This is a genomic window from Microbacterium sp. H1-D42 (assembly GCF_022637555.1).
GTDB lineage: Bacteria > Actinomycetota > Actinomycetes > Actinomycetales > Microbacteriaceae > Microbacterium.
This window is the reverse complement of sequence record NZ_CP093342.1, coordinates 3,077,486-3,097,776: the sequence shown is the minus strand read 5'-3', so window position 1 is coordinate 3,097,776 and position 20,291 is coordinate 3,077,486. Positions and strand designations below refer to the sequence as shown.

Here is a 20,291-nt window from a genome sequence, read left to right as displayed (position 1 = left end):
TCTGAGCGCGTGAGCGAGAATGCGGCGGGCCGGTTCCACCTGACTCGGATGCTGCCGCGCGACCCGCGCGAGCCGCACCGCGTCGCCAGCTCTCTTGAGCTGTTCTTCGACCTCGTGTTCGTGGTCGCGGTGAGTACGGCATCCTCGCAGTTGCACCACGAACTCGCCGACGGCCACGTCGACGGTCTGGTCACCTATCTGATGGTGTTCTTCGGCATCTGGTGGGCCTGGATGAACTTCACCTGGTTCGCGACCTCGTTCGGCACCGACGACTGGCTGTACCGCGTGCTGACCTTCGTGCAGATGGCGGGCGTGCTGGTGCTGGCGGCCGGCATCGGACCGGCGTTCGGCGAGGCCGACTTCACCGTGGTCGTCGTCGGGTACATCGTGATGCGCGTCGCGATGATCGCACAGTGGCTGCGGGCGTCGCGGTCGGCGGGGGAGGCGCGCCGGGCGACGCAGCTGTACGCCGTCGGGATCGGCGCAGCGCAGGTGCTGTGGGTGGGATTCCTGTTCGTGCCCGCCGACTGGCAGATCGCCGCATTCATCGTGCTCGTGCTGATCGAGATCGCGGTGCCGGTGATCGCCGAGCTGCGGGGCACGACACCCTGGCATCCGCACCACATCACCGAGCGCTACAGCCTGTTCACGCTGATCGTGCTGGGCGAGAGTCTGCTCGCCTCGGCGAATGCGATCATCGGCGCGGTCGAGAAAGTCGATTCGCTTGGTCCGTTGATCGCGATCGCCGCTCTCACGCTCGTGGCGACAGCGGCGATGTGGTGGATCTACTTCTGGCCCCCGCATCACCTCGCGATCACCTCGCTGCCGCGCTCGCTGCGCTACGGCTACACGCACTACTTCATCTTCGCGTCGGCAGCGGCTTTCTCGACAGGAATCGAAGTCGAGATCGACCGGATGACCGGAGCGTCCGACCTCAGCGCGCTCGCCGCGTCGTTCACGGTCACGGTGCCGATCGCGGTCTTCCTGCTGAGCGTATGGTTCGTCGCCATCCGCGACCTCGCCGACCCCGTCGTGAACACCGTCATGCCGGTGGGGGCGCTGCTGGTGCTGCTCGACCCGGTGCTGCCGATTCCGGTGACGCTCACCGCCGGCATCCTGGTGCTGATCGTGGTGACACTCGTGCTGCGGCCGCCGGTGCAGCGGTCGGTGGACGGAACGCCGGCCTAGGACCTACCCGGACAGGTCACTGCTCTGTCAACCCCCTGTGCCCGGCCTTGCCGTTCCGCAAGTGTGGAGGGAACGCCGCGGCTACCGCCGCGCACGGAAGGAGTCCAGCAATGAGCATCGGAACCGGAATCGTTCTCTTCGTCATCGGCGCCATCCTCACGTTCGCGCTGAACGTCGACGTCGCGTGGGCAGACCTCGATCTGATCGGGTACATCCTGATGGGTGCGGGTGTCGTCGTGTTCCTCGTCGGCATCGTGATGATGGCCCGTCGACGCCGCACCGACGTCGTCACGCGCACGGATGCGGCGCCTGACGGCAGCTATGAGACCCGTCGCTCCACGCGCGCCCCTGGCCCGGACGACGGAATGGTCTGATTCTCGGCCTGTCGCATCGCTCCTCGGCGGGCTCAGTCCTCGCTGGAGTGCAGCCCTCGCCCGGCTGACAGGAGCGTGATCTCGGGATGCTGCTCTGCCAGCATCCGTTCGGCATGGTCGAGCACGTCGCGGACGTGCGCCGCGTCGGCACCGACCACCGACATGCCGATCTGCGCGCGCCGATGCAGGTCGAGTGAGCCGACCTCGGCGACCGCCGCCTCGGCGCGGCGCGAGAGGTCGGCGATGAGCGGGCGGAGGATGCTGCGCTTCTCCTTCAGTGAGTGCACGTCGCCGAGCAGGATGTCGAACTCCATCCACCCGATCCACATGTGTCAGAGTCCCTGCCCGGCGTCCCACAGCCGCTCGGTCTGGCCGGCGAGCAGCGCGTCGAGCGATGACGCCTGGGCGTCGGTGAGAGATGCGACGTAGTCGATGATGCCGCGGCCGCGGCCCAGGCGCTCGAGGTCGGCATCCGCCTCCACCAGCTCGAGGGAGTCGGCTCGCAGCTCGCGGTAGTCGTCGGTGGCGAGGTCGACCAGGTCGATGAGGCGACGTGGCGCGCGCCGGGCGTCGTGCGGGTCGTCGAGCCAGGCGGCGAAACCGTCGACGAGCCGCACGAGCACGTTCGCCTGTCCACGCTGGTAGACGGTGAGGTCGGGCCGCTCGAGGATGAACCGCTCGTGCAGGAACTTCAGCACCGCGACCTCGTGCCACGTCTGACGGCTGAGGCTGACGTGGCCGCAGCGGATGTCGGGGTGCGGGTGCACCTCGATCGACGACTGCAGGCGGGCGATCCACGCCGTCGTGAAGCGGGCGAGGCCGCGCTCGCTGGCGAGCGATCCGTCGAACGGCTCGGCGACGAGGCCGTCGATCACCTCTGACGAGACCTTCGCTACGGCCTCGCTGAACGCGTCGGTGTCGGCGATCCAGGCATCCTTGCTCTGCAGGCGGCGCCAGAGCAGTTCGAGGGAGTGGCCGGGCGTGCGGGTGTCGGCCTGCAGCACTTCGATGTCGGATGCCCGGAGCCGGGCGAGATCGCGATGCCACGACCGGAACTCGGCCGACAGCGTCGCGGGGTTGAGCAGGCCGGCGCGGTAGAAGTCGTCGAGGTCGTGCAGCGAGTAGGCGATGTCGTCGGAGATGTCCATGATCGAGCACTCGACGGTCTGCTGACCCGGCTCGATCAGCGGGTAGGCGGACAGAGCGCTGCGGGCATCCTGCTGATCGATCGCGTAGTAGTTGAACTTGCTCGCACCTCCCCGACGGGTGCCGCCCTGGCCGCGAAGCCACGGGTATTTCAGCACGGCCGCGCGCACAGCGGCGGTGAGGTTGAGGCCGACGCCTGGACGGTCGTGCTCGTCGAGTCGGGTGAGGATGCGGTAGGTCTGCGCGTTGCCCTCGAAGCCCTCGGTCAGTCCGAACCGGTCGCGGGCGAGGTGATCGAGCGTCTGCTCGCCGAGGTGGCCGAACGGCGGATGACCGAGATCGTGCGCTGCAGAGGCCGCCTGGACGACGACGGGATGCGCGCCGCCGAGTTCGGCGACGATGCGTCCGCGTTCGTCATCCGTGGTCGAGAGGTGCGTGGCGATGGCGCGGGCGACGGCTGCGACCTTGATCGAGTGGGTGAGCCGGTTGTGCACGGCCAGCCCCGCCCCGGTCTGCGAGATCACCTGCGTCACGGCGGACAGCCGCGAGTAGTAGGGCGAGAAGCGAATGCGCTCGACATCGACGCGGAACTGCGGATGCCCCTCAGCCCGCTGGAACTCGTCGAGTGTCTCAGGAAGGCGTCGCGCCTGGCGCGGGTCCGTCGGATGCTGGGGCATGGGGACAGTGTGGCACGCGGGTCGTGCAACGCCGGGCAGCGGCAGTGGGCGTATGAGCTCATCCTCGATGCATGGCGACGTTCCGAGCGCATGGGAGGAGAGTTTCCTGGGTCCGCGAGGTCTGGAAGCCCGGAAATCCTCCTTTCGCCAGGGGAGAGTGGGGCGAGTGGGACGGGTGCGGCGAAGGTGGACCAGACGCGGAAGCGGACCCCTCACCAGGACAAAGCAAAACCCTCGCCATGTAGAAGCTAGGCGAGGGTTTCTGGGATCACTGTAATGATGATCCGTGTGGCTCCGACCGGCATCGATCCGGTGACCTTTCGATTTTCAGTCGAACGCTCTACCAACTGAGCTACAGAGCCGTGCGGCACATTTTAGAACTGCCGCATCCCTAGACGAAAGGCCTTCTCGAAAGAAGGCCCGTCGTTTGGAGCGACCCTGACGGGACTTGAACCCGCGACCTCCGCCGTGACAGGGCGGCACGCTAACCAACTGCGCTACAGGGCCATACTTTTTAAATTGTATCGGTAAGAGTGACCCCAACGGGATTCGAACCCGTGCTACCGCCGTGAAAGGGCGGCGTCCTAGGCCGCTAAACGATGGGGCCGCAGGAGTTCCCAGGGGGTTCCCTTGCCGACGCTCAAGCATAAGCGACTCCGGCGCGAAAAACGAAATCGAGGGCGGGTCCTCTTCCATCCCGGGCGTTTCGGGGTGACGATAGAAGTGCTTCGCGTGCCCGCGTGAGGTGTCGGCCTGTTGCAGATGTGACGAATGTTGTTAGTGTGGCATCTGTGAAGCCGGGGGAAGGTGCCGTGTGAACGACGATCTGATGAAGGATGCGCCTGCAGCGTCTGAAGACTGCGATTGCGCCCCAACGTCGGCTGAACGACGCTCCCTGTGGCCGGCCGCGCGGGTGTCCCGTCGCAGCGCCATCACTGTGGGTGCGCTCAGCGCGATTGCCGCCACGGCGTTCGGAGTCACGACCAACGTGTCGGCTGCGCACGCCGCCGACTACCCGAGCTGGGACGACGTCCAGCGCGCCAAGGCGAACGAGGCGGCGAAGTCCGGCGAGATCACCCGCATCGAAGGACTGATCGAGAAGCTCACTCAGCAGGCCGCGGCGGCTGAGGAAGCCGCGCGCAAGGCCGGCGAGGAGTTCTACCAGGCGCAGCAAGACTACTTCGCGCAGGCCGACAAGGCCGAGGACCTGCAGTCGCAGGCCGACGAGCAGGCCGCAATCGCCGATGACAGCGCCCGCAAAGCGGGCCAGGTCGCGAATCAGATCTACCGCAACAGCGGTGACGACGCTGCCCTCGAACTGTTCCTCTCGAACTCCGATGCCGGCTCCGACGACCTGCTCGCGCGACTCGGCAGCATGGACAAGCTGCTCGAGTACAACCGCGCCGTCGCCGACAAGGCCGCGGCCGCACGCGACTCCGCGCAGTCGCTGAGCGACCAGGCCGCCAAGGCCAGGGATGAGCGCGACCGCCTGCAGAAGATCGCCGAGCAGAAGATGGTCGCAGCCCAGCAGGCGGCGGATGCTGCCCAGGCGGCCGTACAGGAGAAGCAGGACAACCTCAACACGCTGCAGGCCCAGCTGGCCGCACTCAAGGACAAGACGACCGCAACGGTCGCCGGGTACCAGGAGGGCGAGCGCAAGCGGAAGGCAGAAGAAGAGCGTCGCCGCAGGGAAGAAGAAGAACGCCGCAAGCAGGAAGCCGCCAACGGTGGTGGCGGCGGCGGTGGCGGAGGCGGTGGTGGTGGCGGAGGAACCGGCGGGTCCGGTTCCGGCGCGTGGCGCCGCCCGCACGGCGGCTACATCTCTTCTGGCTACGGTCCGCGGCCGCCGCGCTGCGAGAACGGCGTCTGCCGCTCGACCTTCCACCGAGGCACCGACTTCGCGAACGGCTGCGGGGCGGCGATCTACGCCGCATCCTCCGGACGCGTCGACGCGGCGTTCTACAACGGCGGCTACGGCAACTACGTCCGCATCCAGCACGGTGGCGGCATCGCGACCGGATACGCGCACATGGGCCGATTCGCCGTGCGCTCCGGACAGAACGTCAGCGCCGGCCAGGTCATCGGCTACGCCGGCAACACCGGCGCCTCCCAGGGCTGCCACCTGCACTTCGAGGTGTACACCGGCGGCGGCACGACCAACCCGTACAACTTCCTGGCGGCACGCGGCGCGATCTGAGCCGCGGCGCGAGACGCCCAGAGACGACGAAACCCCCGGTCGACCGACCGGGGGTTTCACGTTGGTGTCGCGGGTCTCAGTGGCCTTCGGCGCCGAAGCGTACGATCGCCTCGTCGAGGATGCGCTGCGCCTCAGCGGCATCGCCCCACTCGTCGACCTTGACCCACTTGTTGGGCTCGAGGTCCTTGTAGTGCTCGAAGAAGTGCGCGATCTCCTTCTTGGTGTAGTCCGGCAGGTCGCCGATGTCCTGGATGTGCGCCCAGCGCGGGTCCTTGGACAGCACGGCGACGAGCTTGTCGTCTCCGCCGGCCTCATCGCTCATCTTCAGCACGGCGACGGGGCGCACGTTCACGACGACGCCGGGGTAGATCGCGTGGTCGAGCAGCACGAGCACGTCGAGCGGGTCGCCATCTTCGCCGAGCGTGTTGTCGAAGTAGCCGTAGTCGGCGGGGTAGCCGAAGGTCGTGTACAGCACGCGGTCGAGGTGCACGCGACCGGTTTCGTGGTCGACCTCGTACTTCACGCGGCTGCCGCGCGGGATCTCGATGACGGCGTCGTGTGCGCCCATGTGGTGTTCTCCTTGCAAAAGACGAGTGGATGCCGCGGACTAGCCTACTTCGCGCAAACCGCCTTGCGTGAAGCTCGTTGCGCACGGCTACCGTTGAAGCGTGCCCTCGCTTGATCCCGCCATCGCCGAAGTCCGCCTCGCCGTGCGCGCTGCGCTCGCACCGCTCGCCGGTCGACGCGTGGTCGTCGGCCTCTCGGGCGGCGCCGACTCGCTCGCACTCGTCGCCGCGACCGCCTTCGAGGCGGCCAAGGTCGATGGCAGCGTCGTCGCGGCCGTCGTCGACCACGGCCTGCAGGAGGGTTCGGATGCTGTCGCCCAGCGCGCAGCCGAACAGGCCCGCGCACTCGGAGCGGATGCTGTCGTGCTGCGCGTCGACGTCGATGCACAGCACCCCGACGGACCGGAGGCCGCAGCCCGCGAAGCCCGGCACACCGCGCTGGCCGGGTTCGCAGCATCCGAGCGCGCCGCCGCCGTGCTGCTTGGGCACACGCTCGACGACCAGGCCGAGACCGTGCTGCTCGGGCTCTCCCGCGGCTCCGGCGCCGCCAGCCTGCAGGGGATGGCACCGACGCGCGAAGACGGGGAGGGGATGCTGTGGATGCGGCCCCTGCTCGGCGTGCGGCGGACCACGACGCGGGCGTTCTGCGCAGCATCCGATCTGGCGTTCTGGGACGACCCGCACAACCTCGACCCGCGCTACGCGCGCGTGCGCGTACGGCAGCGAGCACTGCCCGTGCTGGAGGCGGAGCTCGGACCGGGGATCGCCGAGGCGCTGGCCCGCACCGCCGAGCAGCTGCGCGAGGACGCTGAGGCGTTCGACGAGATGATCCACGAGACGATCGAGGACATCGTCGAGCATGCCGAAGCCGGCATCTCGGTGAGCGTCGCCGCCCTCGCAGCGAACCCTGCAGCCCTGCGCAACCGCATCATCCGGCTCGTCGTCGACAGCGAGTTCGGCGTGAGCCTCACGCGATTGCAGACCCTCGAGGTCGCACGTCTCGCCATCGACTGGTCCGGGCAGGGCCCGATCGATCTGCCTGGGTGCTCGGCGCACCGCCACGGCGGGCGGATCGTGTTCTCCGCCCGCAACTGAGACGCTGACATGCTGATGGCCCGGCCCTAGCGGGACCGGGCCATCAGCATCCGATTCTTACTTCTTGCCGCCCAGCAGGCCGCCGAGGATGTCGCCGATGCCGCCCCCACCGGAGCCGCCCTGGCCACCGCCGCCGAGCAGGCCGCCGAGAATGTCGCCGATTCCGCCGCCGGCACCCTGGGCGCTGCCGCCACCGCCACCGAACAGACCGCCGATGAGGTCGCCGATTCCGCCACCGCCACCGGCGCTCTTGCCCTTGTTGGCGTTGGCGATCAGGCCCATGATGATCGGCGCGAGCACGGGCAGCAGCTTGCCGAAGTCGATGCCGCCGGCCGTCTTCTCGGACGAGGTGAGGGTGTTGACGACCTCCTCCTCCTTGCCGCCGAACACGTGCTTGACGATCTTCTCGCCGTCAGCGGCGTCGATGTCGTCGACCTTGGATGCCCCGGTGAAGCCTTCGTGGCGGCTCAGCGCCTGCTCAATCGCCGAAGAGCCCTCGGGGGTCTCTGCATTCTTCGCCAGTCCGCCGAGAAGGGCAGCGCCGCCCTCTTCCACCGCCTGGCGCGCGACGTCCTGGCTGACGCCGAAGCGCTCCGCGATGTCATCGATCGGCACCTGCTTGAGGATCGCGTCGAGGTCCATGTCATCCTTCTTCCCCGCGGGCGCTCGCCCGCTCCTGCTGCTCAGAGTAGTGCGCTGCTGGTCTGTTTGGAGGGGATGCCACTGGCATCCGATCTAGACTCTTCGCATGCGCGCTGCGGAAATCCAGGACGACCTCAACCAGATCCTCGTCACCGAGGAGCAGATCAAAGCGAAGCTCGAGGAGCTCGCCCTGCGCGTGGCCGCTGACTACGAGGGCAAGGATCTGCTGCTGGTGGGTGTGCTCAAGGGCGCTGTCATGGTGATGGCCGACTTCGCTCGGGCCCTGCCCTTCCACGCTCCGATGGACTGGATGGCCGTCTCCAGCTACGGAGCGAGCACCAAGTCCAGCGGTGTCGTGCAGATCCGCAAGGACCTCGACACTGACCTGCACGGCAAGCACGTGCTCATCGTCGAGGACATCATCGACTCGGGCCTGACCTTGAGCTGGCTGCTTGAGAACTTCGAATCCCGCGGTGCGGAGTCGATCGAGGTGCTCGCCCTGCTGCGCAAGCCCGAGGCCGCGAAGGTCGAGATCGACTGCAAGTACGTCGGCTTCGACATCCCGGTGGAGTTCGTCGTCGGCTACGGCCTCGACTACGCCGAGCGGTACCGCAACCTGCGCGACGTCGCCGTGCTGGCGCCGCACATCTACAGCTGAGGGCTACGCCATCGGTGAACGTACAGCGGCCCCCTAGCGCGCGGGCGGTACGCTGAACGCACCATGGATGTCAAGAAGGTCTCCAAGAATCCGCTGATCTACATCGCGTTGATCGGCGTACTGCTGTTCGCCGGCTTCCTGCTGATCTCGAACCTGTCCGCACCGAAGCAGATCACGGTGCAGCAGGGTCTGGATCTGCTCGGCGGCAAGACGGTCACAGAAGTCATCAACACCGACGGAGACCAGCGGGTCGACCTCACGCTCTCGAAGGAGTTCGAGGGCTCCAAGAGCGTGCAGTTCTACTATGTCGAGGCCCGTGCTGATCAGGTCGTCGAGGCGATCGACGCCACCGACATCAAGGCCGCCGACGTGAACGACGTCGTGCCCCGCGCCACCTGGTTCGACGGATTCCTCTCGCTGCTGCTGCCGCTGGTGCTGCTCGGCCTGCTGTTCTGGTGGCTGCTCTCGTCCATGCAGGGCGGCGGCAGCAAGGTCATGCAGTTCGGCAAGTCGAAGGCCAAGCTCGTCAACAAGGAGACCCCGACGGTCACCTTCGCCGACGTCGCCGGTGCCGACGAGGCCATCGAAGAGCTCCACGAAATCAAGGAGTTCCTGCAGGACCCGGCCAAGTTCCAGGCGATCGGCGCCCGCATCCCGAAGGGCGTGCTGCTGTACGGCCCTCCCGGAACCGGAAAGACGCTGCTCGCCCGCGCCGTCGCCGGCGAGGCCGGCGCGCCGTTCTACTCGATCTCTGGTTCTGACTTCGTCGAGATGTTCGTCGGCGTCGGCGCCTCGCGTGTGCGCGACCTGTTCAACCAGGCCAAGGAGAACGCTCCCGCGATCATCTTCATCGACGAGATCGATGCAGTCGGCCGGCACCGTGGCGCCGGCATGGGCGGCGGCAACGACGAGCGCGAGCAGACGCTGAACCAGATGCTCGTCGAGATGGACGGCTTCGACCCGAACGCGAACGTCATCGTCATCGCGGCGACCAACCGTCCCGACATCCTCGACCCCGCACTGTTGCGCCCTGGCCGCTTCGACCGCCAGATCGGCGTCGACGCCCCTGACATGAAGGGCCGCCAGCAGATCCTCGAGGTGCACGCCAAGGGCAAGCCCCTCGCACAGTCCGTCGATCTCGAGGTCGTCGCGCGCAAGACCCCCGGGTTCACCGGCGCAGACCTGGCCAATGTCCTCAACGAGGCGGCACTACTCACGGCCCGCTCGAACGCGCAGCTGGTCGACAACCGCGCTCTCGACGAGGCCATCGACCGTGTGATCGCCGGCCCGCAGCGCCGCACCAGGGTCATGAAGGACAAGGAGAAGCTCATCACCGCGTACCACGAGGGTGGCCATGCCCTCGCCGCGGCGGCGATGAACTACACCGACCCGGTCACCAAGATCACGATCCTGCCTCGCGGCAAGGCGCTCGGCTACACGATGGTGATGCCGGTGGACGACAAGTACTCCGTCACCCGCAACGAGCTGCAGGACCAGCTGACCTACGCCATGGGCGGGCGCGTCGCCGAGGAGCTCGTCTTCCACGACCCGACCACCGGTGCGTCGAACGACATCGAGAAGGCGACCAGCATCGCCCGCAAGATGGTCATCGAGTACGGCATGACCACTGAGCTCGGCCCTGTGAAGCTCGGCTCCGAGGGCGGTGAGCCGTTCGCGGGTCGTGACATGGGCCGCGGACGCGAGTACTCCGAGACCATCGCCGAGCGCGTCGACGAGCAGGTGCGCGGTCTCATCGAGCAGGCGCACGACGAGGCGTACAAGGTGATCAGCGCGAACCGCGACATCCTCGACCGCCTGGCTCTCGCCCTGCTCGAGGAGGAGACCCTCGACCACAACCGGATCGCCGAGATCTTCACCGAGGTGCGCAAGCTGCCAGAGCGCCCGCTGTGGCTCTCCAGCGCCGAGCGCCCCGTCTCGACCCTGCCTCCCATCGACGTGCCGCGCCGCGCCGATCAGGGCATCGCCGCGCAGACGGCTGATGGCGGAGCCACTCGCACCTCTGTTGCGCAGGCCACCGGCGGACAGGCTCGACCGGCGACGGCCTGACGTGAGCGTCGACAAGGTCCGCGTCGAGCGGCTCACCCGTGAACTGCTCAAGGCGATCGGCGAGGACCCTGACCGTCCTGGGCTGAAGCAGACCCCTGCCCGCATGGCCGAGCTGTACGCGGAGTTCTTCGCCGGCGTCAGCGAAGACCCTGCCGTGCATCTCGAGCGCACCATCAGCGTCTCGCGGGGCCCCGCCCCTGACACGCTGCCCTCCGGTGCCGTCCTGCTGCGCGACATCCGGTTCCGCTCGGTCTGCGAGCACCATCTGCTGCCGTTCGCGGGCGTCGCGCATCTCGCGTACCTGCCGGGCGAGCAGGTGGTCGGGCTGGGTGCGCTGGTGAAGGTCGTCGAGACGCTCGCCACCCGCCCGCAGGTGCAGGAGCGCCTAGGGGAGCAGATCGCGGATGCCATCGCCGAGAACCTCGACACCCGCGGCGTGCTCGTCGTGCTGGACGCCTCGCACGGGTGCGTGACAATGCGCGGGGGGCGCCAGCCTCTGGCATCCACCGTCACGATCGCCGCGCGCGGCGTCTACACCGAGCCGATCGCCCGCGCCGAGCTGATCTCGCTCATCGGCCCCTCCGCCGGCTCGGGGGTGCAGGGATGACCGCGATCTGGGGCATCCTCAACGTCACGCCCGACTCGTTCAGCGACGGTGGCCGGTACGCCGACCCCGACCGCGCCGTCGCCCATGCCCGGCTACTGCGCGCGCAGGGCGCCGGCGTCATCGACGTCGGCGGCGAGTCCACCCGCCCAGGAGCCGAGCGCGTGCCCACCGCGGTCGAGCAGGCACGCGTGCTGCCGGTCATCGAGGCGCTGACCGACGCCGGCATCCCCACCTCCATCGACACGCTCAACGCCGACACAGCCGTCGCCGCCGTGCGCGCGGGTGCGCGGATCGTCAACGACGTCTCCGGCGGTCTCGCCGATGATCGGATGCTGTCGGCGATCGCCGATCTGGACGCCGACGTGGCCATCGGGCACTGGCGCGGACCGTCGTCCGACATGTACGCGCGTGCCCAGTACGCCCGGGTCGCGCGCGAGGTAGCGTCCGAGCTGCGTGAGCGCGTCTCCGCGGCCGCCGCAGCGGGGATCGCACCGTTCCGCGTGATCGTCGACCCCGGCATCGGATTCGCGAAGTCGGGTGGGCAGAACTGGGACGTGCTCCGCGACCTCGACGACATCGCCGCGCTCGGCCACCGCGTGCTGATCGGCACCTCGCGCAAGCGGTTCCTCGCCGACACCCTCGGCGGAGCAGACGGGGATGTGACCGAGCAGCGCCGCGACCTCGCGACCGCTGTCACGAGCGCCCTGGCCGCGCGCGCCGGCGTCTGGGCGGTGCGCGTGCACGACGTCGCCGGCACCCGCGACGCGCTGGCGATCGCGGGGGCCTGGGACGGCACACGGGGAGATGAACGGGATGCAGACTGACATGGACTTCCTCGACGAGATCACCCTGACCGGGCTGACGGTGTTCGGCTACCACGGCGTTTTCGACCACGAGCGTCGCGACGGCCAGGAGTTCACGATCGACCTGACCCTCGGCCTGCCGCTGGCAAGCGCTGCCGCATCCGATGACGTCGCCGACACCGTGCACTACGGCGAACTCGCCGATCGCGTCGCCGAGATCGTCGCGGGGGAGCCGGTGAACCTCATCGAGAAGCTCGCCGCGCGCATCGCGGATGCCGTTCTCGAGGACGACCGGGTGAAGCACGTCAAGGTCACGGTGCACAAGCCGCACGCCCCGATCGCGCAGACGTTCTCGGACGTCTCGGTGACGGTGAACCGGGGACGGGCCTGATGGATCGCCGCCTGACCCACCTGCCCGAGATGCCCGACCCGCGACCGGGACGGCAGCCCGAGGTCGCCGTCATCGCCCTCGGTTCCAACGAGGGCGACCGCGGCGAGATGCTGCGCGCAGCAGCCGAGCGCCTGCGGCGCCTGCCGCTCGTGGACGACCTGGTCATGTCCGAGCCGATCGAGACTGTCGCCGTGAAGCTCGACGGACCCGACCCCGACGCCCCGCCGTATCTGAATGCCGTCGCGCTGATGACCACCCGGCTGGCTCCCTCGGTGCTGCTGGGCATGCTGCACGCCGTCGAAGAGGAGCAGGGGCGGGTGCGCCAGGAGCGCTGGGACGATCGCACGCTTGATCTCGACCTGATCGCCTACGGCGACTTCGAGAGCGACGCGGAGCACCTGATGGTGCCGCACCCGCGCGCCGCGGAGCGGCTGTTCGTCCTCGAGCCCTGGCTGAGCGTCGACGCGGATGCTGTGCTGCCAGGCTTCGGCCGGGTCGACGACCTGGTGCGCAGACTGAAGGGCGCAGAGCTTTGAAGCGCACGTCGTTCTCGGTGCTCGCCGTGCTCGCGCTGCTGGGCGCTGGCGCCGGATTCGGCTTCGATCATCTGCTGACCATCAACGGACGGGCCACGTTCACCCCCTCGCCGTTCCTGCCCGTGCTGGTGCTGCTGATCGCCCTCGCCGTGTTCGTGCTGGCTTGGCCGGTGCGGCGAAGCACGCGGGGCGGTACGCGCATCGATCCGTTCCGCGCGTTGCGCGCGGCGACGCTGGCGCGGGCATCCAGCCTGCTCGGTGCCATCCTCGCCGGATTCGGCGGCGGACTGCTGGTGTTCCTGTCGACCCGTCCGGTACCTGCGCCGGTAGGGTCGTTGGTGGCGATGATCGCCCTCGTCGTCAGCGCGCTTGTGCTGGTCGGGGTCGCGCTCATCGCGGAACAGTTCTGCACGCTGCCGAAGGATCCTGATGACCGAAAGCCAGACGCCCCCGCCGAGTGACTCGAACCCGTACGGGGTTCCACCGGTGCCGCCCGCTGCGCCCCCGGCACCGCCTGCTCCGGCATCCGCTCCGGTGACGGCTGCGCCGCCCGCTCCGGTGCCCCCTGCTGCCGCGCCGGCCCCGGACGCCCCTCCGGTTGCTGCGCCGCCTGCGCCGGCTCCGGCCGCGCCTCCCGCGCACGCCTCCGCTCCGACGCCCGCACCGGCGCTCGATGAGGGCACGTACGAGGCGCTGCGCACGCCGCGCAGCTCGTCGGCGCTGGCGCTGGACGGCTCCTGGCACCAGATCTCACCGCGCTACGTCGTGTCGCAGATGCTGCAGAACACGATCCTGGTCGTCGTCGTGCTGGCGGCGATGCTCGTGCTCGCGCTGGGCTTCGATCAGATGTGGGCGTGGATCCCCGGCAGCATCGTCATCGTCATCACCCTGATCACCATGGTGATCCTGCCGCGGCAGGCGAAGGCGATCGGCTACATGCTGCGCGCCGACGACGTCGTCTTCCGCCGCGGCATCCTCTGGCAGCGCATGGTCGCGGTGCCCTACGGTCGTCTGCAGCTCGTCGACATCACCCACGGACCGCTTGACCGCGCGTTCGGCATCTCGCAGCTGAAGATGGTGACGGCAGCCGCCACCACCGGCGTGCAGATCCCCGGCCTCACCCAGCCCGCCGCGGAAGCACTGCGCGACACCCTGATCGAGGTCGCAGAGACCAGGCGGACCGGCCTGTGAGCATCCCCACCTCACCCGTTCCCGGTTCACCCCCGGCGCCGGACGTTCTGCCTGACGGCGGATCGTCGAGCCTCGCCGACGGCGAATGGCACCGGATGCACCCGCTCACCCCCCTGTTCAAGGGCGGGTTCGTGCTCATCATCGTCGCGGGCATCGTGATCTCGAACATGCGGGATCGGATCATCAACTTCTTCGTACAGCGCTTCGCGCCCGAAGAGGCCGCGTACACCGAGATCCCTGGGGACCCGATCGACTGGGTGCTCGCGAACAACCTCATCCTGCTCGTGCTGCTCATCGTCGCGGGGGTGGTTCTGCTGTTCATCGCCGGCTTCTGGGTGATGTGGCGCTTCCATCAGTTCCGCATCACCGGGTCGCACGTCGAGGTGCGCAAGGGGCTGCTGTTCCGCTCGCAGCGCCGCGCGCCGCTGGACCGGGTGCAGGGCGTGAACCTGACCCGTCCCTTCCCCGCACGACTCATCGGCCTGGCCAAGGTCGAGGTCGTCGGTGCCGGGGCCGACTCGAACGTCGACCTGGAGTACCTCGCGACGGCGAAGGCCGAAGCCGTGCGCACCGACATCCTGCGCCTCGCCTCCGGAGCGCGCTCGGCGCGCCTGGTGGCAGCAGGCGGTACGGCGCCGCAGGCGGCGGGAACCAGGCGCGAGCAGCTGGTCGGCTCGATGAACGCCGGGGTCTCCGGACTCATCGAAGGCGTCGACCTCTCGGACGTCGCTCCTGAGAGCGTCGTCAAGATCCCCACCGGTCGACTGGTCGGCTCGCAGCTGGTGTCGGCCGTGCTGTGGGTGCTCTTCTTCGGCGCGATCTACGTCGTCACGATGGCGGCCGCGTTCTACGGCATGACGGCAGACGGCGAGGCAGGAACCGAGATCGTCATCGCGATGATCGGGATCTCCCTCGGCATGGGCATCCCGCTGATCATCGCGATCGTCGGCATCACCTGGGCACAGATCGCCCGTTCGCTGCGGTACTCGATCGCGCCGACGCGCGATGGCATCCGACTCACCTTCGGCCTGCTGACGACCACCACCGAGACGCTGCCGCCCGGACGCATCTTCGCCGTCTCGGTGTCGCAATCGCTGCTGTGGCGTCCGTTCGGCTGGTGGACCGTGCGGATCAACCGCATGTCGGGCAAGTCGGCCACCCAATCGCAGTCCGGCAGCGCGCAGCAGTTCAACATCGTGCTGCCTGTCGGCAAGCGTGCCGACGTCGAGCGGGTGCTCGGTCTGATCATCCCCGACATCACCGCCGAGCAGCTCGCGCACCTGTGGGAACACGGCGTCATCGGCGGAGGCGCTGACGACCCGTTCCACACCGTTCCGCGCCGCGCTGCATGGCGTCACCCGTTCAGCTGGAAGCGGCACGGCTGGACACTCGTGCCTGGCGGGCTGCTGCTGCGCAAGGGCTGGATGTGGCGTCAGCTTGCGGTCTTCCCCCTCGCTCGACTGCAGGGGCTCTCGATCGCCCAGGGGCCGATCTCGCGCGCACAGAACGTCGCATCGATGCAGGCGCACACCGTCACGGGCCCGGTATCGGCCACGCTGTCAGCGCTCGACCGCGCCGACGCGCAGGCGCTGATCAACGAGGTCGCCCGAGCGGCGGTGGATGCTGTCACCAGCGACCACAGTCACCGCTGGGCCGAGGACTTCGGGCATGCACCGGTTGCTCCGCCCGCCGTGATGACCGCACCCACGCCGCCCGCTGTGGCGCCCGCGGCTGCGCCGCCCGCGCCGCCTGCAGCTCCCGCGCCTGTCGCGCCTGCGCCGCCTTCGTCGCACCCCGGGCAGGGCTGACGTGGTCGCACCAGGACGCCTTGGTGTCGGAATCATCGGTGCGGGCAAGGTCGGCCCCGTCATCGGGGCAGCGCTCGCCGGCGTCGGCCACGCCATCACCGGCATCACGAGCGGTTCGGACGACGACCGCGCAGCCGCCGTGCTGCCAGGGGTTCCGGCGCTCGACGCGATCGAGGTGGTGCGCCGCAGCGAACTGGTCGTGATCGCCGTGCCACACGACGAGCTGCCCGGCCTCGTGCAGGGCATCGCCGACATCGGTGGCTGGCAGGTGGGGCAGCTCGTGCTGCACACCGACCCCGGTTACGGCACCGACGTGCTGCGCCCCGCCGCCGAGTGTGGCGCGATCCCGCTGGCGGTGCATCCGGCGATCACGTTCAACGGCACCTCTGTCGACCTGCGTCAGTTGCAGGCCTCGTTCGCCGGGGTCACAGCACCGGCAGCGGTGCTGCCGATCGCACAGGCGCTCGCCGTCGAGATGGGCTGCGAGCCGGTGGTCATCGCCGAGCAGGATCGTGGCGCCTACGCGGAGGCCATCGCGACAGCATCCGAGTTCTCACGCTCGATCGTGCAGCAGGCGACCGGGCTGCTGCGCGGCATCGGTGTCGAGAACCCGGGCGGCTACCTCTCGGCGCTGGTGTCGTCGGCTGTCGAGCGCGCGCTGCGCGACGAATCCGACCCCCTCGCGCTGCCGCCCGGCCTCTGAGCGGACACGGTCGACGCAGTAGCGCCCGCCGGATCTCGGAGCGCGGGATGGATCTGTCTGTTCAGAGCCTGCTTCCACCGTCGGACAGCATCCCCGACCGATGGCGCGGGTTGGATCTGTCTGGCGAGCCGGGGGGTCGACCGTCGAAAGGCATCCCGGGCAACAGACTCGCGGAAGGGCTGCGGGCGAGCAGGAGCGGCGGGGGCGCGGGGCCCGCCACCTTCGGCCAGCCCAGGTCCCTGGCATCACCGTCCGCCGGAGAATCCGCCGCCTCCGCCGCCACCAGAGAAGCCGCCGCCGGTCGATCCGCCTGCTGAGCTCGATGCCGGGGTGTACGTGGCCGAAGCGGTCACCGATGACGAGTAGTTCGACAGGCGTGAGGTGAGCGAGACGCCGACGGCCACGTTGATCCAGCTCGGTCCGTCACCGGCATCCGAGTAGGCGGTGTCGAGCACTTTGCCCCAGCTCTTCTCCTCGCCGAACAGCATGGCGTAGGGGAGCAGCTTCTCGTACAGGTGCACCACATCGACCGCGCCGTCGCTGCGCCGCTCGGCGCCCTGATACGACTGCAGCATCCGCAGGCGATCCGTCTCGGCGACCCGGATGAACTCCTTCACACCCAGCAGGTACTCGTGCTGCTCTGCACCGGCACGGGTCAACACCGTGTGCTTGCCGAAGGCCGCGAACGACGTGATCGGCACGACAACGAATGTCATCACGACGGCGACGATGCCGAGGGGGAGCAGGTCACGGTCGCGGGTGGCCGCCCAGATCAGCATCACGACCGACGCCGCGAACACCGCGATCGCCGCCCAACCGAATACCATCGCGGCGCGACTGCGCTCCTTGGTCGTCCAGCCGCGCGCAGCCGCCTCCTTGGTGCCTGCACTCACGAGCTTCGCCATCCGCTTGGCGAACTTCGTGCTCTTGCGGGGGATCGTGCGCATCGTGGTGTCGCCGGTGAAGACAGCATCCACCGTCGCCTGGTCCAAAGGGGTGACAGCAGCGCCGCGATCGATCAGCCGCACGGCCGGGCGGTCGCTGCCCTGCTCATCCTCGAGACGGATCGCGCCGCCCACGGCGAGGTGCACGAGCTGTGCGGGGATCGGGTGCGGCGCACCGGGGATCAGCGGCGCCGCGACCAGTGGGGGCATGTCCTCAGGCACGTCGAATTGTGCGACGACGATGCCCGTCGCCGTGCGGCGACGACGCACGAAGACGGCGAACGACGCCCACGCGCCGCCCGCCAGGGCGACGGCCCCCGCCGCGAGCGCCGCAGGGCCGAAGTCGGCGACTGCATCCGGCTGCCGAGCGGGCGGCTGCGTCACGGTGCCGGCGGTGAATCCGATCGCGACGGTCACCCCGTCACCGGCGGCGCGCTCGCCGGAGGTGACAGCGAACACGTGTGCGCCTTCCTCGGCGCGTGGCCCATCGAGCGTGCAGGTCTCGGTGCTGCCCTGGCGGCCCTGGTAGCAGGCGACATCGCCGGTGAGCCCGTCGGCCAGCTCGTCGGAGAGGGCGATGTCGGCGCGGAACCGACCGATGTTCTGCGTGCTGTCGACGGGCAGCAGGTCCCAGTAGAACTCGTCGTTGCCCGAACCGGCGCCGGTGATCATGAAGTCGCGCATCGTGTACTCGATCACATAGGTGGTCGAGCCGTGCACGTAGTCGTCGGTGCCGGTGAGCACCAGCAGCATGCCGTCCTCCGACTCGGTCTCGAACGGGACCGCCCGGCCTTCGGCATCCGTCACTGACACGATCTCCAGGCTGAGGCCGGCGCCCTCGTACCGCTCGGGGTAGCCGCGCACGATGCCCTTGTTCTGGTCGAATTCGGGGAACTCGGCCACCAGGGTCTCGGTGACGTGCGCGACCGATCGCCCCTCGTCGTCGAGCGAGAGGTCGTAGCGCGCGTCCCAGGACGAGTACGAGAAGTCGTTCACGTCGGCAGAGGCGGATGCCGGCAGCAGCACCGCGAGCATGCCGAGGGTGAGCGCGAGGAGGGCCACGAATCGACGCATGCTGAGAAGGCTAGCCTGCGCGCACCGTGGGCTCGGGGCACAGGCGGGCTCGTCGGTAGACTGGAGACGATTTTCTTCAAGGAGCCCCACCCATGACTGACGCGTCTGCGCCGAACCCCTCGTCCACCCTCGAGGACGATGTCTTTGAGCAGAAGGCGGTGCGGCTCGCGAAGCGCGACAAGCTGATCGCGAATCGATCGGATGCCGGTGGCGGCGCGTTCCCGGTGGGCGTGCCCGTCACGCACAGCATCCCGGCGCTGCGCGCCGAGTACGGCGAGCTGGAGCCCGACACGCAGACCGGCCTGATCGTGGGCATCGCGGGTCGTGTGGTGTTCAGCCGCAACACCGGAAAGCTCTGCTTCGCCACTCTGCAGGCCGGCGACGGCTCGCGCATCCAAGCGATGGTGTCGCTGGCGAACGTCGGCGACGAGTTGCTGGCAGCCTGGAAGGAGCTCGTCGACCTCGGCGACCACGTGTTCGTGCACGGCGAGGTCATCTCCAGCCGCCGCGGCGAGCTGTCGATCATGGTCGACGAGTGGCAGATCGCGTCGAAGGCGATCCTGCCGCTGCCGAACGTCTACGGCGACCTGAACGAGGAGACGCGCGTGCGCAGTCGCTTCCTCGACCTGATCGTGCGCGACCAGGCACGCACGACCGTGCGCGCCCGCGCCGCCGTGAACGCCAGCCTGCGATCGACGTTCACCTCGCACGAGTACCTCGAGGTCGAGACGCCCATGCTGCAGGTGCAGCACGGCGGGGCATCCGCTCGCCCCTTCATCACCCACTCGAACGCGTTCGACACCGAGCTGTTCCTGCGCATCGCACCCGAGTTGTACCTGAAGCGCGCCGTCGTCGGCGGCATCGAGCGGGTGTACGAGATCAACCGCAACTTCCGCAACGAGGGCGCCGACTCCACGCACAGCCCCGAGTTCGCGATGCTCGAGGCCTATCAGGCCTACGGCGACTACAACCAGATGGCCGCGCTGACCCAGGAACTCGTGCAGAACGCCGCGATCGCCGTCGCCGGCTCCACCACCGTCACCTGGGCAGACGGCACCGAGTACGACCTCGGTGGCGAGTGGGACCGCGTCTCGATGTACGACTCGCTGTCTGAGGTCTCGGGCCGCACCGTCACCCCGCAGGACTCGGTCGAGGAGCTCATCGCGTTCGCCGAGGCCAACGGCGTCGACATCCCGCCGCACCCCACGCACGGCAAGCTGGTCGAGGAGCTGTGGGAGCACTTCGTGAAGGTCGACCTGGTGCGTCCGACCTTCGTGATGGACTTCCCTGTCGACACCTCTCCGCTGGTGCGTGAGCACCGCTCGATCGCCGGTGTCGTCGAGAAGTGGGACCTGTACATCCGCGGCTTCGAGCTGGCCACCGGCTACTCCGAGCTGGTCGACCCCGTCATCCAGCGGGAGCGCTTCGTCGAGCAGGCGAAGCTGGCCGCCCGCGGCGATGTCGAGGCGATGCCGGTGGACGAGGAGTTCCTGCGAGCACTCGAGCACGGCATGCCGCCGTCGGGTGGCATGGGAATGGGAATCGACCGTCTGCTGATGGCGATCACCGGCCTCGGCATCCGCGAGACGATCCTCTTCCCGCTGGTGAAGTGAGCCCGCTGGTC

Annotated in this window: 20 protein-coding genes and 3 tRNA genes; 15 read left to right on the top strand and 8 right to left on the bottom strand. The window is 68.7% G+C overall.

The genetic code is table 11. From position 1 onward, the window contains the following. Positions 1-48: 48 nt before the first annotated feature. The gene (locus MNR00_RS14765; RefSeq protein ID WP_241928867.1) at positions 49-1,188 is read left to right on the top strand and encodes a low temperature requirement protein A; all 1,140 of its coding nucleotides are present in this window, start codon (positions 49-51) and stop codon (positions 1,186-1,188) included. 110 nt (positions 1,189-1,298) lie between these two features. Further along, a complete protein-coding gene (locus tag MNR00_RS14760) occupies positions 1,299-1,562 on the top strand; it encodes a DUF6458 family protein (protein WP_241926663.1) in 264 nt (87 codons plus the stop codon). Positions 1,563-1,594: 32 nt separating this feature from the next. Here the strand turns inward: MNR00_RS14760 and MNR00_RS14755 are convergent, their stop codons facing one another. From MNR00_RS14755 to MNR00_RS14735, 5 genes are all read right to left on the bottom strand, one after another. Then, positions 1,595-1,891, bottom strand: a complete 297-nt coding sequence (locus MNR00_RS14755; RefSeq protein ID WP_241926662.1) for a DUF503 domain-containing protein — start codon at positions 1,889-1,891, stop codon at positions 1,595-1,597. Positions 1,892-1,894: 3 nt separating this feature from the next. After that, positions 1,895-3,385: a dGTP triphosphohydrolase gene (gene dgt, locus MNR00_RS14750; protein WP_241926661.1), complete on the bottom strand. Its 1,491-nt coding sequence runs from the start codon at positions 3,383-3,385 to the stop codon at positions 1,895-1,897. Between the two features lie 289 nt (positions 3,386-3,674). After that, a tRNA-Phe gene (locus tag MNR00_RS14745) sits at positions 3,675-3,747 on the bottom strand. A 71-nt stretch (positions 3,748-3,818) separates the two neighbouring features. Next, positions 3,819-3,892, bottom strand: a tRNA-Asp gene (locus MNR00_RS14740). Positions 3,893-3,919: 27 nt separating this feature from the next. After that, positions 3,920-3,992 (bottom strand) — tRNA-Glu (locus MNR00_RS14735). 306 nt (positions 3,993-4,298) lie between these two features. Here MNR00_RS14735 and MNR00_RS14730 point away from each other — a divergent pair. After that, a complete protein-coding gene (locus tag MNR00_RS14730; protein WP_347271916.1) occupies positions 4,299-5,582 on the top strand; it encodes a M23 family metallopeptidase in 1,284 nt (427 codons plus the stop codon). Between the two features lie 76 nt (positions 5,583-5,658). On the opposite strand, the gene MNR00_RS14725 is transcribed toward MNR00_RS14730, so the two are convergent. Then, positions 5,659-6,150: an inorganic diphosphatase gene (locus MNR00_RS14725; RefSeq protein WP_241926660.1), complete on the bottom strand. Its 492-nt coding sequence runs from the start codon at positions 6,148-6,150 to the stop codon at positions 5,659-5,661. A 100-nt stretch (positions 6,151-6,250) separates the two neighbouring features. Between MNR00_RS14725 and tilS the strand changes: the two genes are divergently transcribed. Continuing rightward, on the top strand, positions 6,251-7,243 hold the full coding sequence (tilS, locus tag MNR00_RS14720) for a tRNA lysidine(34) synthetase TilS (RefSeq protein WP_241926659.1): 993 nt from the start codon (positions 6,251-6,253) through the stop codon (positions 7,241-7,243). Between the two features lie 57 nt (positions 7,244-7,300). On the opposite strand, the gene MNR00_RS14715 is transcribed toward tilS, so the two are convergent. Further along, entirely contained in the window at positions 7,301-7,885 is a 585-nt protein-coding gene (locus MNR00_RS14715) for a DUF937 domain-containing protein (RefSeq protein WP_241926658.1), read from the bottom strand. 106 nt (positions 7,886-7,991) lie between these two features. Between MNR00_RS14715 and hpt the strand changes: the two genes are divergently transcribed. The 10 genes from hpt to MNR00_RS14665 all read left to right on the top strand — a co-directional run bounded on the left by hpt (position 7,992) and on the right by MNR00_RS14665 (position 16,649). Next, positions 7,992-8,543, top strand: coding sequence for a hypoxanthine phosphoribosyltransferase (gene hpt, locus MNR00_RS14710; protein WP_241926657.1), 552 nt, complete (start codon positions 7,992-7,994; stop codon positions 8,541-8,543). A gap of 63 nt (positions 8,544-8,606) precedes the next feature. Next, positions 8,607-10,610, top strand: a complete 2,004-nt coding sequence (gene ftsH, locus MNR00_RS14705) for an ATP-dependent zinc metalloprotease FtsH (RefSeq protein ID WP_241926656.1) — start codon at positions 8,607-8,609, stop codon at positions 10,608-10,610. A gap of 1 nt (position 10,611) precedes the next feature. After that, on the top strand, positions 10,612-11,217 hold the full coding sequence (folE, locus tag MNR00_RS14700) for a GTP cyclohydrolase I (RefSeq protein ID WP_241926655.1): 606 nt from the start codon (positions 10,612-10,614) through the stop codon (positions 11,215-11,217). After that, positions 11,214-12,041: a dihydropteroate synthase gene (folP, locus tag MNR00_RS14695; protein ID WP_241926654.1), complete on the top strand. Its 828-nt coding sequence runs from the start codon at positions 11,214-11,216 to the stop codon at positions 12,039-12,041. Before folE ends, folP begins: the two co-directional genes overlap by 4 nt. Before the next feature lies 1 nt (position 12,042). After that, positions 12,043-12,411 carry a dihydroneopterin aldolase gene (folB, locus tag MNR00_RS14690; protein ID WP_241928865.1) on the top strand — a complete coding sequence of 123 codons (369 nt, stop codon included), beginning with the start codon at positions 12,043-12,045 and terminating at the stop codon, positions 12,409-12,411. Continuing rightward, the gene (gene folK / locus MNR00_RS14685) at positions 12,411-12,947 is read left to right on the top strand and encodes a 2-amino-4-hydroxy-6-hydroxymethyldihydropteridine diphosphokinase (RefSeq protein ID WP_241926653.1); all 537 of its coding nucleotides are present in this window, start codon (positions 12,411-12,413) and stop codon (positions 12,945-12,947) included. Before folB ends, folK begins: the two co-directional genes overlap by 1 nt. Continuing rightward, the gene (locus MNR00_RS14680; RefSeq protein WP_241926652.1) at positions 12,944-13,408 is read left to right on the top strand and encodes a DUF3180 domain-containing protein; all 465 of its coding nucleotides are present in this window, start codon (positions 12,944-12,946) and stop codon (positions 13,406-13,408) included. Before folK ends, MNR00_RS14680 begins: the two co-directional genes overlap by 4 nt. Further along, positions 13,377-14,138, top strand: a complete 762-nt coding sequence (locus tag MNR00_RS14675; protein WP_347271915.1) for a PH domain-containing protein — start codon at positions 13,377-13,379, stop codon at positions 14,136-14,138. Before MNR00_RS14680 ends, MNR00_RS14675 begins: the two co-directional genes overlap by 32 nt. Then, the gene (locus MNR00_RS14670; protein ID WP_241926651.1) at positions 14,135-15,946 is read left to right on the top strand and encodes a PH domain-containing protein; all 1,812 of its coding nucleotides are present in this window, start codon (positions 14,135-14,137) and stop codon (positions 15,944-15,946) included. The genes MNR00_RS14675 and MNR00_RS14670 overlap by 4 nt, the downstream gene beginning before the upstream one ends. Position 15,947: 1 nt before the next feature. Next, complete coding sequence (locus MNR00_RS14665) at positions 15,948-16,649, top strand: DUF2520 domain-containing protein (protein WP_241926650.1); 702 nt, start codon at positions 15,948-15,950, stop codon at positions 16,647-16,649. Positions 16,650-16,894: 245 nt separating this feature from the next. On the opposite strand, the gene MNR00_RS14660 is transcribed toward MNR00_RS14665, so the two are convergent. Beyond that, complete coding sequence (locus tag MNR00_RS14660; RefSeq protein ID WP_241926649.1) at positions 16,895-18,667, bottom strand: DUF2207 domain-containing protein; 1,773 nt, start codon at positions 18,665-18,667, stop codon at positions 16,895-16,897. 92 nt (positions 18,668-18,759) lie between these two features. On the opposite strand from MNR00_RS14660, the gene lysS reads away from it, so the two are divergent. Further along, a complete protein-coding gene (lysS, locus tag MNR00_RS14655) occupies positions 18,760-20,280 on the top strand; it encodes a lysine--tRNA ligase (protein ID WP_241926648.1) in 1,521 nt (506 codons plus the stop codon). Positions 20,281-20,291: the final 11 nt, after the last annotated feature.